Genomic DNA, 15,572 nt, shown 5'->3' on the forward strand with positions numbered 1-15,572 from the left:
CGGCGGCCACGGATCTTGACCTGGTGGTCGCGGCGCTCGATGAACTCCAGCTGTCCGTCGGGGCGCTGCACCACGCGGTCGCCCGTGCGGTACATCCGCTTGCCCGCCCCGGCGAACGGGTCCGCCATGAACGTGCCCGCTGTCCGCACGGGGTCGTCCAGATACCCGCGGCCGACGCCCGCGCCGCCCACGTACAGCTCGCCGGGGACGCCGACCGGCACCGGCCGCAGCTCGTCGCTGAGCACGTACAGCCGCGTGTTGCGCACCGCGCCGCCGATCGGGACACGCCCGCTCGGCTGACGGTCACCGGCACGGATCACCGCGTGGGTGACGTCGTCCGAGCACTCGGTGGGGCCGTAGGCGTTGATCAGCGGCACCCCCGGGAAACGCGCGAACCAGCGCTCGCACAGATCCACCGGCAGCGCCTCGCCCGTCACCATCAGCCGGCGCAGGGCAGGCAGTTCAGGGGCGACGCCCTCCAGGTCCCAGGCGTCGAGGGCCGCGCGGAGCAGCGAGGGCACGACTTCGAGCACCTCGACGCGCTCGTCCCGTACGGCGCCGAACAGCGCCGTCGGGTCGGCGGCCATCTCCACGCCGGAGACCCGCACCCGGCCGCCCACGATGAGCGGGGCGAGCATCTGCCAGACCGAGACGTCGAAGGTCAGCGGCGCGTTCTGCACCACCGCCTCACCGGCCTTGAGGTCCAGGTCGCCGACCTTCGCCCACAGGTGGTTGACCATGCCCGCGCGGTGCACCATCGCGCCCTTCGGGCGGCCCGTGGACCCGGACGTGAACATCACGTACGCCAGGTCGAGAGCGCCGCCGCGTGCGGGGAGTGCCCGGGTGTTCTGCGCGTCCTCGGGGGCGGCGAGCGGCAGCACGGGCACCTCGCCCGCGAAGGCGAGCGCCACGTCCTCGTGCTCCGCGCCCACGAGCAGCAGCCGCGCCCCGCTGTCCCGCAGCAGGCCGGCGTTGCGCGCGTGGGGGGCCGCCGGGTCGAGCGGCAGCCAGGCGCAGCCCGCGCCGAGCACGCCGAGGATGCCCGCGACGAACGGCGTCCCCGGATCGGCGAGCACCGCGACGACCGACCGCTCCGGGACCGCGGCGGCCCCGAGCCGTGCCGCGACGCCGCCCGCGCGCCGCACCAGCTCCGCGTACGTGACGGTCCCCGAGGGGTCCACGACGGCGGGCACGTCGGGGGTGCGGGCGGCCACGGCGCTCACCAGTTCGACGACACCTTCGTACGCGTCGTCCCGCGCGGGGCCGTGCAGCAGGCCCGCGGTCTCGCCGGGCGCGACGACGTCGACGCGGGCCAGCGGGGTCTCCGGGTCCATCGCGGCGAGCCTGCCGACGAAGGCCTCGAAGCGGTGCAGGTGGGCCGCGAGCTCGGCGTCCTCGTACAGCTCGGGGTTGCCGTCGAGGTGGATCTCCAGGGAGCCGTCGGCGCCGTTCAGGACGGTCATGATCAGGTCGTTGACGATGCCGGTGGACAGGTTGGTGACGACGCCGCGGCAGGCGGGTCCGAAGGCCAGCTCCGGGTCCTGGTTGAGGACGTTGATGAACGGGCCGAACGCCCGGCGGTCGTCGATGCGCAGGCCCATGTCGCGGCGGACGCGGTCGCCCCGGTAGCGCTGGTGCTTCAGCGCGCCCGCGACCTCCGTCCAGGCGGAGCGCAGCAGCTGGTTCCGGGTCATGCCGGGGCGCACCCGGACCGCCAGGGGCAGGTAGTTGGCGAGCATGCCGGGGATCTCGCGGCTGACGGCGCCGACGCGGGCGGTGACCGGCAGGGTGAGCAGCGGTTCGGCGACGCCGGTCACGCGCTGCACGTAGGCGGCCATGGCGGCGACCATCAGGACCGGCATGGTGACCTTGCCGTCGCTCGCCATGTCCCGCAGGGCCCTCGTGGCGTCCGGGGTCAGGCGTGCGGTGTGGCGCAGGGTGCCGCGGCCGGGGGCGGGCTCCCTGGCGGAGAGGGAGACCAGCTCGGGCGAGGAGTCCGGGGCGTCGACGAGGCGGCCCGTCCAGTAGGCGCGGTCGCGCTCCACGTGCCGCGACGCGAGGTAGTCGCGCTCGGCGTCCACCAGCCGGTGGAAGGCCGGGATGGCGGCGGCGTCGAGGTCGCGCTCGTGCAGCCCGTCCGCGAGCTGGGCGTAGAGCGTGGCCAGCTTCGGGTACATCAGCGCGCGGCTGTAGCCGTCGGACAGGATGTGGTGCATGCACAGGTAGAGCAGGTGCTGCTCGGGGCCGAGCTTCAGCAGGGCGCTGCGGAAGAGCGGGAAGTCGGTGACCTTCAGCGGTTCGGCGAGGTCGGCCTCCATCCACCGGTCGGCGGCGGCGCGCGGCGCGGCCTCGGAGCTGAGGTCGATGACGGTGAGCGGCAGTTCGCCGAGCGGGCACACCACCTGCTGCGGGGTGCCGTCGTCGTCGGTGAAGCGCACCCGCAGGCCCTCGGCCTCCTCGCCGAGGCGGCGCAGGGCGCGGCCGAGCAGCGCCGCGTCGAGCGGGCCCGTCAGCTCGATGCAGTCCGCCATGTTGTAGGCCAGCGGCCCGGTGGCGAACTGCTCGTCGAACCAGATCTCGGCCTGCGCGGCCGTGAGCGGCAGCGCCACTCCCCCGGGTGTCTTCATCGCAATGCTCTCCTCAGACCTGAAATTCGACGGCGGGCTCAGCGGGAAACGGATTCGAGTCCCGCGGTGGCGGCGAAGTCCGCCGGATCACCGAAACCCGGCCCTCCCTGAATTCCGGCACCGCCCGAAAGGACGCCGGGTGCGAAGGAGTCGCGCACCCATTCGTCGTGGTAAATCGTCTCCATATAGCGCTCGCCGAGATCGGGCGAGATGGTGACGGCCGTCACCTGTTCGTCGCGGTAATTGCGGTGCAGCCAGTCGAGGGCGCCGTGCACGACCGTTCCGGTGGAGCCGCCGAAGAGGAACCCCTGCCGCATCAGCTCCCGGCAGGTCCGCACGGTGTCCGCCTCGGGGACGAGGACCACGTCGTCGACGTACGACTCGTCGAGCAGGGCGGGCCGCACGCTGGTGCCGAGCCCGGGGATGTGGCGGGCGCCGGCGGAGCCGCCGAAGGTGACGGAGCCGACGCTGTCGACGGCGACGACGCGGACGCCGGGACGCGTCTCGCGGAAGTAGCGGGCGCAGCCCATCAGGGTGCCCGTGGTGCCCGCGCCGACGATCAGCACGTTCAGGTCGGGGAACTGGGCGGCGATGGCCGGGGCGGTGGTGCGGTAGTGGGCCATCCAGTTGCCGGGGCTGCGGTACTGGTTGAGCCAGACCTTCTTCTCGTCGGCCGCGACCAGCGCCTCGACGTGCCGGATGCGGGCGCCGAGGAAACCCTCCGTCTCGTGCGGCTCCGTGATGACGTGCACCTCGGCGCCGAAGGCCTCCATCGTGCGCCGGGTCACCGCGTTGCACCGGGAGTCCGTCACGCACAGGAAGTGGAAACCGCGGCTCGCCGCGAGCACGGCGAGGGCGACGCCCATGTTGCCGGAGGAGGACTCCACCAGGGTCGTGCCGGGGCCGAGCACACCGGCCGCCTCGGCCTGCGCGACGATCTCGCGCGCGGCCTTCAGCTTGATGGAACCGGCGAAGTTGAAACCCTCGACCTTCAGAAAGAGACGGCGCCCGGAGAACGGCTGGAGATTGACGAAGAGGTCGCTGACATCGAATTCATGCGACGCGGATATCACTGGCAATGGAGTCTCCTGGCCGACGGCAGCAACGATTTGACCTCGTCGTAGAGACTTCCGGGTCCGGCTGACCATGCACTGACGGACTGCTGACACTGCTCTGACGGCATCCGCGGGCGCGTCGGCACTTGGTCAGTCCGTCGTCAGTTGACGGTCAGCGGGGCCGTCAATTCTGAATGGGCCCACCCCTGTCCGCACGTAGAGGAGCGCGGCTTGAAACGGCCAGCCACCATCAGCGACGTCCTTCCGCTGTCGCCCCTCCAGCAGGGTCTGCTGTTCCTCAGCGAGTACGACCGCGAAGGCCTCGACGTCTACACCATCCAGCTGGTGGCGGATCTGGACGGCCTCACGGCGGAGGGCCGGCGCTCCCTGCGGGCCGCGGCCACCGCGCTCCTGGTCCGGCACCCCCACCTCACGGCGTGCTTCCGGCACCGCAAGTCGGGCGACGCGATCCAGGTGGTCCCCACCCAGGTGGAGCTGCCCTGGCGGGAGGTGGAGGTCCCCGCCTCCGACGACACCGGCGCGGCGTTCGACCGGGTCGCCGAGGAGGACCGCGTACGCCGCTTCGACCTCGCCAAGCCGCCGCTGCACCGCTTCACGCTGGTGCGCGCGGCGGACGGCCGGTGCCGCCTGGTGTGGACGGTGCACCACATCGTGGTCGACGGCTGGTCGATGGCCGCGCTCAGCCGCGAGCTGGTCGAACTCGCTCGGCCCGGCGCCCCGGCGGCCGAACTGCCCGCGCCCGTCCCGTACCGCTCCTATCTGTCCTGGCTGGGGGCGCAGGACCGGGACGCGGCCCGCGCCGCCTGGCGCGCCGCGCTCGCCGGGGTGTCCGAGCCGACCCGCCTCGTGCCGCCCGCCCGGCGGCCGGCCGCGCCCGGGGCCGCGCTGCCCGAGGCGCTGCCGCTGCGGCTCTCCGCCGCCTCGTCGAAGGCCCTGGCCGCGTTCGCGAGGAACCGGGGCCTGACCGTCAACTCCGTGGTGCAGGGCTGCTGGGCGCTGCTCCTGTCCCGCCTCACCGGCCAGGACACGGTGGTGTTCGGCGCCGTGACCTCGGGCAGGCCCGCGCAGATACCCGACGTCGAGCGCATGGTGGGCCTCTTCGCCAACACGCTGCCCGTCCCGGTCACCGTCGACCCGGCCCGCACCCCCGCCGAACTCTTCGCCGACGTGCAGCGGCGCCAGGGCGGGCTGCTCCCGCACGAGCACCTGACCCTCGCGGACGTGCAGCAGCTCACGCACGTGCGGGGCGAGCTCTTCGACACCGCCCTGATGTTCCAGAACTACCCCGTGGGCAGGCTCCCGCTCGACGCCGGCGCGCACGCGGAGATCCGGTCGGCGACGCACTATCCGCTGACCCTCACCGTCTTCCCCGGCGACGAGCTCGGCCTGACCCTCAACCATGTGCCGGCCCGGCTGTCCCGCGCCGACGCCGAACGCCTCGGGGCCCGCTTCGTACGGCTCCTCGAAGCCGCCGTCGCCCGCCCCGACGAGCCCAGCGGGCGCCTCGACGTCCTCGACGAGGCCGAGCGCGCCCGGGTCCTGAGCGCGCGCGACGGCGTCGAACGGCCGCTGCCCACGCCCTGGCTGCCGCCGCTGCTCGCCCAGTGGGCCGCCCGCACCCCGGACGCGCCCGCCGTGCGCGACGGCGACCGGGTCCTGACGTACGCGGAACTGCACGGCAGGGCCGAACGGCTCGCCCTCGACCTGCGCGCCGCCGGAGCCGGGCCCGAGCGGGTGGTCGCCATCGCGCTCGACCGGTCCGTCGACCTGGTCGTCGCGGCGCTCGCCGTGCTGCGCTCCGGCGCCGCCTATCTGCCGCTCGACCCGGACTACCCCGCCGACCGGCTCCGCCACATGCTGGCCGACGCCGCCCCCGTGGTGACCCTGACCAGCGCCTCCGTCGCCGACCGCCTCGGCGCGGACGCCATGCCCGGCGGGGCCTGGCTGCTCGGCGACGACGGCGCCTGGCAGCGGGGGGAGGAGGTGACCGCCGCCGCGTCCGGCACGGGCCCCCCGCGGGTCCACCCCGACCACCCGGCGTACGTCATCTACACCTCGGGCTCCACCGGGCGTCCCAAGGGCGTCGTCGTGCCGCACGGCGCGCTCACCAACCTCGTCTGCGACATGCTGCGGCGCTTCGGCGTCACCCCCGAGGACCGCTTCCTCGCGGTGACGACGTTCGGCTTCGACATCGCCAACCTGGAGCTGTTCGTCCCCCTGGCCGCCGGCGCCGAGCTGATCGTCGCGCCGCGCGAGACCGTGCGCGACCCGAAGGCGCTCGCCGCCGCCATCGCCGCGACCGGCGCCACGCTGATGCAGGCCACCCCCGGGCTCTGGCAGGCGCTCGTCGCCGAGGACCCCGCCTGCGTGGCCGGGCTCACCGCGCTCGTCGGCGGCGAGGCCCTGCCCGAGGCGCTCGCCGGGACGCTGGCCGAGCGCTGCGCCTCGGTGACGAACCTGTACGGCCCGACCGAGACCACGATCTGGTCGACCTCCGCGCCGGTACGCCCCGGCGAGCCGCCGACCATCGGCCGCCCCGTCGACAACACCCAGGTGTACGTGCTCGACGCCGCCCTGCGGCCGGTGCCCGACGGCGCCTTCGGCGAGCTGTACATCGCGGGCGGCGGCGTGGCCCGCGGCTACCTGGGCCGCCCGGCCCTGACCGCCGGGCGCTTCGTCACCGACCCGTACGGGCCGCCCGGCACCCGCATGTACCGCACGGGCGACATCGCCCGCTGGGACCCGGCCTCCGGCTCCCTGGAGTACGCGGGCCGCACCGACCACCAGGTGAAGATCCGCGGCTACCGCATCGAACTCGGCGAGATCGAGTCCGTGCTCGCCGCCCAGCCGGGCGTGGACCAGGCCGTGGTCACCGCCCGCACCGGCCCGCGGGGCGACGCCCTGCTGGCCGCCTATGTCGTACCGGCAGGGGCCGACCGCGACCGGCTGCGGGAGCGCGCGTCAGCGGTGTTGCCCGAACACATGGTCCCTGCCGTGTACGTCCCTCTGGACGAGCTGCCGCTCACCCCGAACGGCAAGATCGACCGCAAGGCGCTGCCCGAACCGTCCCGCGAGCGCCCGGGAACGGGACGGGCCCCCGCGGGCGTCCACGAGGAACTGCTCTGCGCGGTCTTCGCGGAGGTGCTCGGCGTCGACCGGGTCGCTCCCGACGAGGACTTCTTCGCGCTCGGCGGCCACTCGCTCTCGGCGACGCGGGTGACGAACCGGCTCCGCGCGGAACTGGGCGACGACGTCCCCGTCCGGGCGCTCTTCGAGCACCGCACCGCCGCGTCCCTCGCCGCCTCGCTCACGGCGCCCGCCGCCTCCGCCGGGGAGGACGCGCCGGACCGCCCGCCCCTGCGCCCCTCCCCCGAGGGCGGCCCCGCGCCCCTCTCGCCCGCCCAGCGCCGGCTCTGGTTCCTGTCCCGCATGGAGCAGCAGAACCTCGACGAGACCGCCGACTCCGCCGCGGGCACGTACAACATCCCCCTGGCACTGCGCCTGACGGGACCGCTCGACGCCACCGCGATCGCCGCGGCCCTGGCGGACGTCGTGGCCCGCCACGCCGGTCTGCGCACCGTCTTCGCCGAGGCAGACGGGCTGCCCTCGCAGCTCGTCCTGACGCCCGCGGAGGCCGCGGAGGCCGGGGCGCGCCTGGAGCACGTGCCGCTGACCGAGGCGGAGCTGCCGGACGCGCTCGCCGCCGAAGCGGGCACGGTGTTCGACCTGGCGGCCGAGGTGCCGCTGCGGGCGCGGCTGTTCGCGCTCGGCGCCGACACCCACGTCCTCACGCTGACCCTGCACCACATCGCCGCCGACTGGTGGTCCCTCGACCCGCTGGCCCGCGACCTCTCCGCCGCCTACACGGCGAGGGCGGCAGGCCGGGCGCCCGAGTGGCGGCCGCTGCCCGTGCGGTACACCGACTACGCGCGCTGGCAGCGCAGCCTGCTCGGCGACAAGGAAGACCCGAGCAGCTTCGCCGCCCGCGAACTCGCCCACTGGCGCGCCGAACTGGCCGGACTCCCGGAGGAGCTCGACCTGCCGGCCGACTTCCCGCGCCCGGCCCGCGCCACCCGGCGCGGCTCCGACGTCACCCGCACCGTCCCCGCCGAGGTGCACGCGCGCCTCGCCGATCTGGCACGGCGGGACGGCGCCAGCCTCTTCATGACCGTCCAGGCGGGTCTCGCGGCGCTGCTCACCCGGCTCGGCGCCGGGGACGACATCCCGCTCGGCACGGCGGTCGCGGGCCGCACCGACGACCAGGTGCGCGACCTCGTGGGCTTCTTCGTGAACACCCTCGTCCTGCGCACCCGCACCGGCGGCGACCCGGCCTTCAGGGAGCTGCTCGCCCGGGTGCGGGAGACCGACCTGACGGCGTACGCCCACGCCGAGCTGCCCTTCGAGCACCTCGTGGAGGAGCTGAACCCGGCCCGTTCCCTGGGCCGCCAGCCGCTGTTCCAGGTGATCCTGGCCTTCCAGGCGGGCGCCGATCCGCTGCCGGGCCTGCCCGGGCTGACGGCGACGGTGCAGAAGGCGCCCACCACGACCGCCAAGTTCGACCTGTCCTTCCAGGTCACCGAGGTCCGTGCGGCGGACGGCTCGCCCGGCGGCCTGGAGGTCCTGCTCGAATACAGCGAGGACCTGTTCACCCGTGACACCGCGGACCGCCTCGCCCGGTGCCTGGTCACGCTGCTCACCTCGGCGGCCACCTCCCCCGACGCCCCGCTGAGCCGCCTCGATCTGCTGACCGGCGACGAGCGCGCCGCCCTGCTGCGCACCGGCACGGGGCCGCGCACGGAGGTGGCGCCGCTGACCCTGCCCGCCCTGTTCGAGGGCCACGTCCGCCGGGACCCCGGCCACCCGGCCCTGGTCGACCCCGCGCCCGAGGGGGCCGCGGGACCGCACACGCTGACGTACGCCGCGCTCGACGCCGAGGCCAACCGGCTCGCCAGGGACCTCGCGTCCCGTGGCGTGGGCCCCGGCTCCGTCGTCGCGCTCGCCCTGCCGCGCTCGCCGCTCACCGTCGTCGCGCTGCTCGGCGTCCTGAAGGCGGGGGCGGCCTATCTGCCGGTCGACCCCGACTACCCGGCCGACCGCGTGGCGTACATGCTCGGCGACGCCGCGCCCGCCGAGACCCTCACCACCGCGGCCGTCGCGGGCCGGCTGCCCGCCGGGGCGCGCCCCCCGCTCGTCCTGGACGCCCCGGACACCCGCGAGCGGCTCGGACGCCTGGCCGCCCACGCCCTGTCCGACGCCGAGCGGACCCGCCCGCTCTCCCCGCAGGACGCCGCGTACGTCATCTACACCTCCGGGTCCACGGGACGCCCCAAGGGCGTCGTCGTACCGCACGCGGGCGCGGTGAACCTCGCCGTGAGCCAGCGGGAACGGCTCGGGACGGGCCCCGACACGCGGGTCCTGCAATTCGCCTCGTTCAGCTTCGACGCGACCGTCTGGGAGCTGTGCGCCTCGCTGTACGCGGGCGGCGCCCTGGTGTTCGCCACCGCCGAGTCACGGCTCTCCGGCGAACTGCTGACCTCGCTCGCCGCCGAGCACCGGATCAACCACGCCGTCCTGCCGCCCACCGTGGTCGCCGCCATCCCGGAGGAGTGCACGCTCCCCGAGGGCCTGCTGCTGCTCGTCGGCGGCGAGGCCTGCCCGCCCGCGGTGGCGCGCCGCTGGTCGGCCACGCACGCCTTCCGCAACGCCTACGGCCCGACGGAGACCTCCGTCTGCGCCACCGTGAGCGACCCGCTCGACGGCGAGGGCAGGCCGTCGATCGGCCGTCCGCTCGCCAACTTCCGCACGTACGTGCTCGACGCGGCGCTCGCGCCCGTCCCGCCCGGCGTCACCGGGGAGCTGTACGTGTCCGGGGCGGGGCTCGCGCGCGGCTACCTCGGCAGGCCCGGCACCACCGCCGACCGCTTCGTCGCCGACCCGTTCGGGCCGCCGGGCGCCCGCATGTACCGCACGGGCGACCTCGTGCGGCTGCGCGAGGACGGCCTGCTCGACTACGTGGGGCGCGCCGACCACCAGGTGAAGCTGCGCGGCTACCGCATCGAGCCCGGCGAGATCGAGGCCGTCCTGACCCGCCACCCGGTGATCGAGCAGGCAGCGGTCCGCGTCACCCGGCAGGGCGATGAGGCCGCCCAGCTCACCGCGTACGTGGTGCCGCTCCCCGGAGTGGCACAGGTGGACGTCCCCGTCCTGCGGGCCCACGTCGCCGCGGCGCTGCCCCAGCACATGGTCCCCGCGGCCCTGGTCACCCTGCCCGCGCTGCCGCTCACGGCCAACGGCAAGCTGGACACCGCCGCGCTGCCCGCGCCCGGCAGCGCCGCCGCCCCGGTGGCCGCTGCCGGACGGACGCCCGCGACCGAGGCCGAAGCCGTCCTCGCGGAGGTGTTCAGCGAGGTCCTCGGCCGCGAGATCACCGACGCGGACGCCGACTTCTTCGCCAGCGGCGGGGACAGCCTGCGCTCGGTGCGGGTGGTGAGCCGGGCCGCCAAGGCGGGGCTGCGGATCTCCCTGGCGGACGTGTTCACGCACAAGACGGTGGCCGCCCTCGCGGCGGCGGCCACCGCGGCGGGTTCCGCTTCCGCCCCCGCTTCCGGCGCGTTCACGCCGGTCCTCGCCATCCGGCCCGCCGGGGACGCCGCCCCGCTGTTCTGCGTGCACGGCGGCGTGGGCTTCGGCCTGCCGTACGCGGGGCTCGCCCAGCACCTGGACGAGCGCCGCCCGGTCTACGCGCTCCAGTCGGAGGGCATCGCCCCGGACGCCGTCTGGGACCGGCCGCGGGACGTGCGCTCGCTCGCCGCCGCGTACGTGGCGCGCGTCAGGGAGGTGCAGCCGCACGGCCCGTACCACTTCCTCGGCTGGTCGTTCGGCGGCCTCGTGGCGCACGAGATGGCCGTGCAGCTCCAGGAGGCGGGGGAGCGCACGGCGTTCCTCGGCGCCCTGGACAGCTTCCCGGTGGCCGCGGGGGACGTGCCGCCCTCCGACGAGGAGATCCTGGCGAACTTCCTGGAACACGCCGGCCAGTTCGGGGACGCCGGGGCGTTCGGCGAGGACGACCTGCGGCGGCTGATGGACGTGATGCGGCACCACACCGACATCGCCTGGGAGTTCACCCCCGGCCGCTTCGAGGGAGGCCTCACCCTGTTCGCGGCCACCGGCGACCGCCCGTCCTGCGACCTGCCGGCCCGCTGGGCCGCGCACATCGGCGGGCCGCTCGACGTGCACGAAGTGCCGTGCGGCCACGAGCAGATGCTCGGCCCGGCGGCGGCAAGAATCGTCGGCGCGGCCACGGAGGCGGCGCTGCGCCGGGCATGACGAAGCGCCGGCGGCCCCTGGGGGCCGCCGGCGCGGTGCTGTCGGGAGCGCGCCGCTACTGGAGCGACGGGTCCTGCGTGAGGATCGCCTGATAGAGGTGAGCGAGGCGGCGGCTCGGCTTGAGGCCGAGGTCGCGGTCGAGCTGCTTGCGGGTGCGGTGGAAGATGTCGATCGCCTCGGACTGCCTGCCGCAGCGGTACAGCGCGAGCATCAGCTGCTCGCTGAACCGCTCGCGCTCCGGGTACTGGGCGAGGAGCTGCTTCAGCTCCGGGATGACGACCGCCGCCTCACCGCCCTGGAGCTGTGCGGAGATCAGGTCCTCACGGGCGGTCTTGCGCTGTTCGTCGAGGCGGAGCGCCACGGCGCGGCAGCGTGGTCCGTCGCTCGCGTCGAGGAGCGCGGGTCCGCGCCACATGCCGAGCGCCTCCCGCAGCAAGCCGACGGCCTCCTGGGGCCGGTCGTTGACGAGCCCCGCGCCGCGTTCGGCGGTGCGCAGGAAGCGGTACGCGTCGAGGGCGTCCTCGGTCTCGTTGAGCACGTAGCCGTTGTCGACGGTCCGGACGAGACCCTGGTCGGAGTCGTCGAGTCCGAGCTCCCCGAGCGACTTGCGCATGCGCTTCACGTTCGCCTGGAGCGCGTTCCTGGCGTTCTTGAGCGGGGCCTCTCCCCACATCTCGTCGATCAGTTCGTCGAAGGAGACGACCTGCCCCGGATTGAGCGCGAGCATGGCCACCATGACGCGGATCTTCTTCGCCCGCATGCCGACCGTTTTGTGGCCGTCCCCCACGAGTAGCGGACCCAGAATAGAAATCTGCACTAATCCCCCTGTTGTTACCGGACAGCGCGCCGACAGCCCCCTGCTCACGCCCGCGAGCCGGTCCCCGCTGCGGGGGTGGCCCGCGCGGTCCGGCTACGAAAGAGAAGGAAGGGATTCTGCGCGCGCCTCAATTCTCCGGCAAGGCATCAGAATGCGAAACTGTACCTTGGTACATGAGCTGGTAAACCTGGGCGACGAGGCCGACTTGCAGGCGTGACTCGACATCCAATTTCGCAAGGATGCCTGCTACATGCGCCTTCACCGTGCGTTCGGTGACGCGTAACCTGCTCGCGATGCCCCGGTTGGAATAGCCCGCACCGAGCAGCGAGAACACCTGTTTTTCCCGCTCGGACAGCAGACCCACCCGGTCCAGCTCCGGTCCCCAGCGCGCGGCGGCCGCGGTCACGTCGGCCGGCTCGGCCGCTGGTTCAGCCATGAGAACACCCCCGTGCGCCCTAGCACGGACCCCCGGATATCGGCCAATGGGCGCTCCGCGAGTGTACAACTTTCGCCACAGGGCACACACGTTTCACACCAGACCCATCATTCCCGACCACGCCGCCGATTGCGACAGGTCATCAGCGTCGCGTGCGAGGAACGCAGTTCAGGGGGGACCGAGCGGGCTCGGTCCCCCCTGAAGCCGGCCGGTCACCGGCGGTCGCGGATCACTTGGTTTCGGCCATCGCCCCCACCCGGGCCGCCGCCGGCACCCGCACCGGCCGCGTGTCGTCCTGGTGGGCGAGGCGCGAGGGCCACCAGGTCTTCCAGCCGAGCAGCGTCACCACCGAGGGCAGCACCACGATGCGGATCAGCGTCGCGTCCAGCAGCACCGCGCAGGCCATGCCCACGCCCATCTGCTTCATCTCGATGAAGTTCAGCGAGGCCAGGAGCGCGAACACCGACACCATCACCACGGCCGCGCTGGTCACCACGCCCGCGGTGCGGGTGATGCCCTGCTCGACGGCCTCGCGGACGCCGAGGCCGCCGCGGGCCGCCTCGCGGATACGGCTGACGACGAAGACGTGGTAGTCCATCGAGAGGCCGAGCAGGATGACGAAGAGCATCAGCGGCAGCCACGCCACCACCCGGCCCGTCGACTCGAAGTCGAGGATGCCCTCGGCCCAGGTCCGCTGGAAGATCAGCGCGAGCAGACCGAACGAGGCCACCGCGGACAGGACGTTGAGCACCACGGTGATCAGCGCCAGCATCACCGAGCGGAAGGCGATCGCCATGACGAGGAAGGTCAGCGCGAGGGCGATGCCGAGCACCCACGGCATCTTCTCGACGACATTCGCGCGGTAGTCCACGTCGTAGGCGACGTCGCTGCCGCCGACGGCGAACTCGGCGCCGGGGACCGCGCCGACCGTCTGGGGGGCGATGTCGTCGCGCAGCCTGGCGAGGGACTTCTGGGCGTCGGGCGAGCTGCTGTTGAAGCGGGTGCCGATGGCGACGGTGGCGATCGTGCCGTCCTTGGAGACCCGCACCTCCGGCTCGGGCGTCCTGGTGAACAGGCTGTCCTTGCCCGCCCGCTCGACGAGGCCGGCCATGGCCGCGGTGAGCCGGTCGCGCTCGCCCTCGGGGACCTTCACGGCGACGGTGTGCGTGTCGGCCTGGCTCGGGAAGGACTGCACGAGGCGGTCGTTGGCCTGCATCGCGGGGATGGAGCGCGGCAGGTCGTCGATGCCCGTGGCCTTCAGCTTCAGGTCGAGGGCGGGCAGCGCCAGGGCGAGCAGGGCCCCGACGGAGACGACCAGCGAGATCACCGGGTGGCGCAGCGAGGGCTTCAGCATCGCCGACCACAGGCGCGGCTTGCCGCTGCGGGCGGTCAGACGCCAGACCAGGGGCACGCGCGGCTTGTCGAGGAAGCGTCCGAACTTGGAGAGCAGCGCGGGCAGGGCGGTCAGCGAGGCGACCATCGCGATGGCCACGACGAGGACGGCTCCGGTGGCCATCGACTCGAAGGCGACGTGGCCCGCGAGGTAGAGGGCGCCCATGGACACCATCACGACCAGGCCCGACACCATCACGGCGTGTCCGGAGGTGGCGGCGGCGATCTCGATGGCGTCGACGTTGTTCGAGCCGAGCGCCCGTTCCTCGCGCTGCCGCTTCAGGTAGAAGAGCGAGTAGTCGACGCCGATGGCCATGCCCATCAGGACGATGATGTGGGTCACCGGGCCCGGGTCCGGCACGAGCTGGGAGGCGACGCCCCACAGGCCGAGCCCCGCGAGCACCGCCGAGAGGCCGAGCAGCACGGGCACGCCGGCCGCCACGATGGCGCCGAAGACGAAGACCATCACCAGGAGCGTGACCGGCAGGCTGAGCACGGTGGCCTTGCCCAGGTCCTCGTTGAGCATCTCGTTCAGACCGGCCTTGATGGAGCCGGCGCCGACCAGTTCGACGCGTACGTCGTCGTGCTCCTTCTGGGCGGCGGCGACGCCGTCGACCAGCGGCTGCACCCGGGTGTCCGCCGTCTCCGGGTCGCCCTTGAGGACCACGGGGACCACGAGCGCGGAGCCGTTCGGCGCGGGCACCGGGTCGCCGATCGAGGCGATGCCCTCGACGTCCCGCAGCTCGGCGACCGCGGCCTCGGCGGCGCGGCCCGCCGCCTCGCGGTCGAACTTCCGGCCCTCGTAGGGGGTGACGAGGATGTTCTCGACGGCGCGGTCCTCGAGACCGCCGCTCTTGGCGATCTCGGCGGCCCGTCCGGACTGCCCGATGGCGAGGTCCGCGTTGGTGGCGCGCTGCGTCCCCGTCGCACTGCCGGCCGCCAGTGCGCCGATCACGAATACCACCCACAGTGTGATCGCCCACCACGGATGTGTGGCGCTCCACCGCGCCATCCGCGTGATCAGGTTCTTGCTGCCCACGATTACCTTTCCCCTCCGGTGCTGTACTGCCGCGCACTTCCGATGTGCCCAAAACTAGTGACGGGCCGGTGATCACACACGGGTACAACTACCCCGAGGTGAGGGGGAGTTTCTTCTACTTGACATCCGCGCACAACCGCCATGACGAATTGGTGCCAGTTCTTTATGGAATTCCACCGGCATACTGATCCGTCTGCGCCGCGGCCCGCCAGACGCGCAATCGCGTGCGGAAGGGGCCTTCGCCGTCGAGTGCGACCGCCGCGCAGTATCCGGGGTCGGGCAGGACGAGATCGCGGAGCGTCCAGGGGCCGGGAAGCCCGGAATCCGGGCCGCGCACCGTCACCGGTTCCGTGCGCTCCTCCGCCTCGCGTCCCGTGCCGTGTCCCACGGGCACCGCGAAGCCCTGGGCGAGCCGGCCGCCGGCGGCCTTCACGCACGCCTCCTTGCGCGTCCAGAGCCGGGTGAAGACGCGGCCCGCGTCGCCGCCCGTGACGAGGTCGCGCTCGGCGGCGGGGAAGAACCGCCGCGCGAGCCGCAGCCCGTCGCCGTCCGGCCGCAGCGACTCCACGTCGACGCCGACGGCCCGCCCCGAGCCGGTCACCGCGAGCAGCGCGAGATCCCCCGAGTGCGTGAGGCTGACGCGCAGCCCGGGGGCGTCGGCGACCTCCGGCTTGCCCCAGGGCCCGCGCGAGAAACGCAGCGCGCCCGGCGCCGTGCCCAGCCTGCGGCCGAGTACGTGCCGGGTCGCTCCGTGCGCGATCACGAACCGCCGCCGCAGCTCCTCGCGGGCGGCGAGGGCGGCCCGCGAGCGCTCCTCCGCGTCCAGCACGCCGACGAGGTCCGCGAGGTCCGCCGGGGC

General features: G+C 73.8%; 7 protein-coding genes. 1 reads left to right on the forward strand and 6 read right to left on the reverse strand.

What is annotated here, in order from left to right; translation table 11 throughout:
• A partial coding sequence (locus tag DCW30_RS09540) for an amino acid adenylation domain-containing protein (RefSeq protein ID WP_129299889.1) occupies positions 1-2,627 on the reverse strand: 2,627 nt, incomplete at its 3' end.
• A 38-nt stretch (positions 2,628-2,665) separates the two neighbouring features.
• The gene (gene sbnA, locus DCW30_RS09545) at positions 2,666-3,706 is read right to left on the reverse strand and encodes a 2,3-diaminopropionate biosynthesis protein SbnA (protein WP_076685143.1); all 1,041 of its coding nucleotides are present in this window, start codon (positions 3,704-3,706) and stop codon (positions 2,666-2,668) included.
• A gap of 207 nt (positions 3,707-3,913) precedes the next feature.
• Between sbnA and DCW30_RS09550 the strand changes: the two genes are divergently transcribed.
• The gene (locus tag DCW30_RS09550; protein WP_076685144.1) at positions 3,914-11,029 is read left to right on the forward strand and encodes an amino acid adenylation domain-containing protein; all 7,116 of its coding nucleotides are present in this window, start codon (positions 3,914-3,916) and stop codon (positions 11,027-11,029) included.
• Between the two features lie 55 nt (positions 11,030-11,084).
• Here DCW30_RS09550 and DCW30_RS09555 read toward each other — a convergent pair whose 3' ends face one another.
• The 4 genes from DCW30_RS09555 to DCW30_RS09570 form a co-directional block, all read right to left on the reverse strand.
• On the reverse strand, positions 11,085-11,816 hold the full coding sequence (locus tag DCW30_RS09555) for an AfsR/SARP family transcriptional regulator (protein WP_232626794.1): 732 nt from the start codon (positions 11,814-11,816) through the stop codon (positions 11,085-11,087).
• Between the two features lie 157 nt (positions 11,817-11,973).
• Positions 11,974-12,282, reverse strand: coding sequence for a helix-turn-helix domain-containing protein (locus DCW30_RS09560; protein WP_076685145.1), 309 nt, complete (start codon positions 12,280-12,282; stop codon positions 11,974-11,976).
• A 229-nt stretch (positions 12,283-12,511) separates the two neighbouring features.
• A complete protein-coding gene (locus DCW30_RS09565; protein WP_103557440.1) occupies positions 12,512-14,713 on the reverse strand; it encodes an MMPL family transporter in 2,202 nt (733 codons plus the stop codon).
• Between the two features lie 163 nt (positions 14,714-14,876).
• A complete protein-coding gene (locus tag DCW30_RS09570; RefSeq protein WP_076685146.1) occupies positions 14,877-15,542 on the reverse strand; it encodes a 4'-phosphopantetheinyl transferase family protein in 666 nt (221 codons plus the stop codon).
• Positions 15,543-15,572: the final 30 nt, after the last annotated feature.

Source organism: Streptomyces alfalfae, assembly GCF_004127445.1.
Lineage (GTDB): Bacteria > Actinomycetota > Actinomycetes > Streptomycetales > Streptomycetaceae > Streptomyces > Streptomyces alfalfae.

Coding starts and splice junctions, on each gene's coding strand:
- DCW30_RS09560 (WP_076685145.1), bottom strand. CDS start 12,282: ATGGCTGAACCAGCGGCCGAGCCGGCCGACGTGACCGCGGCCGCCGCG.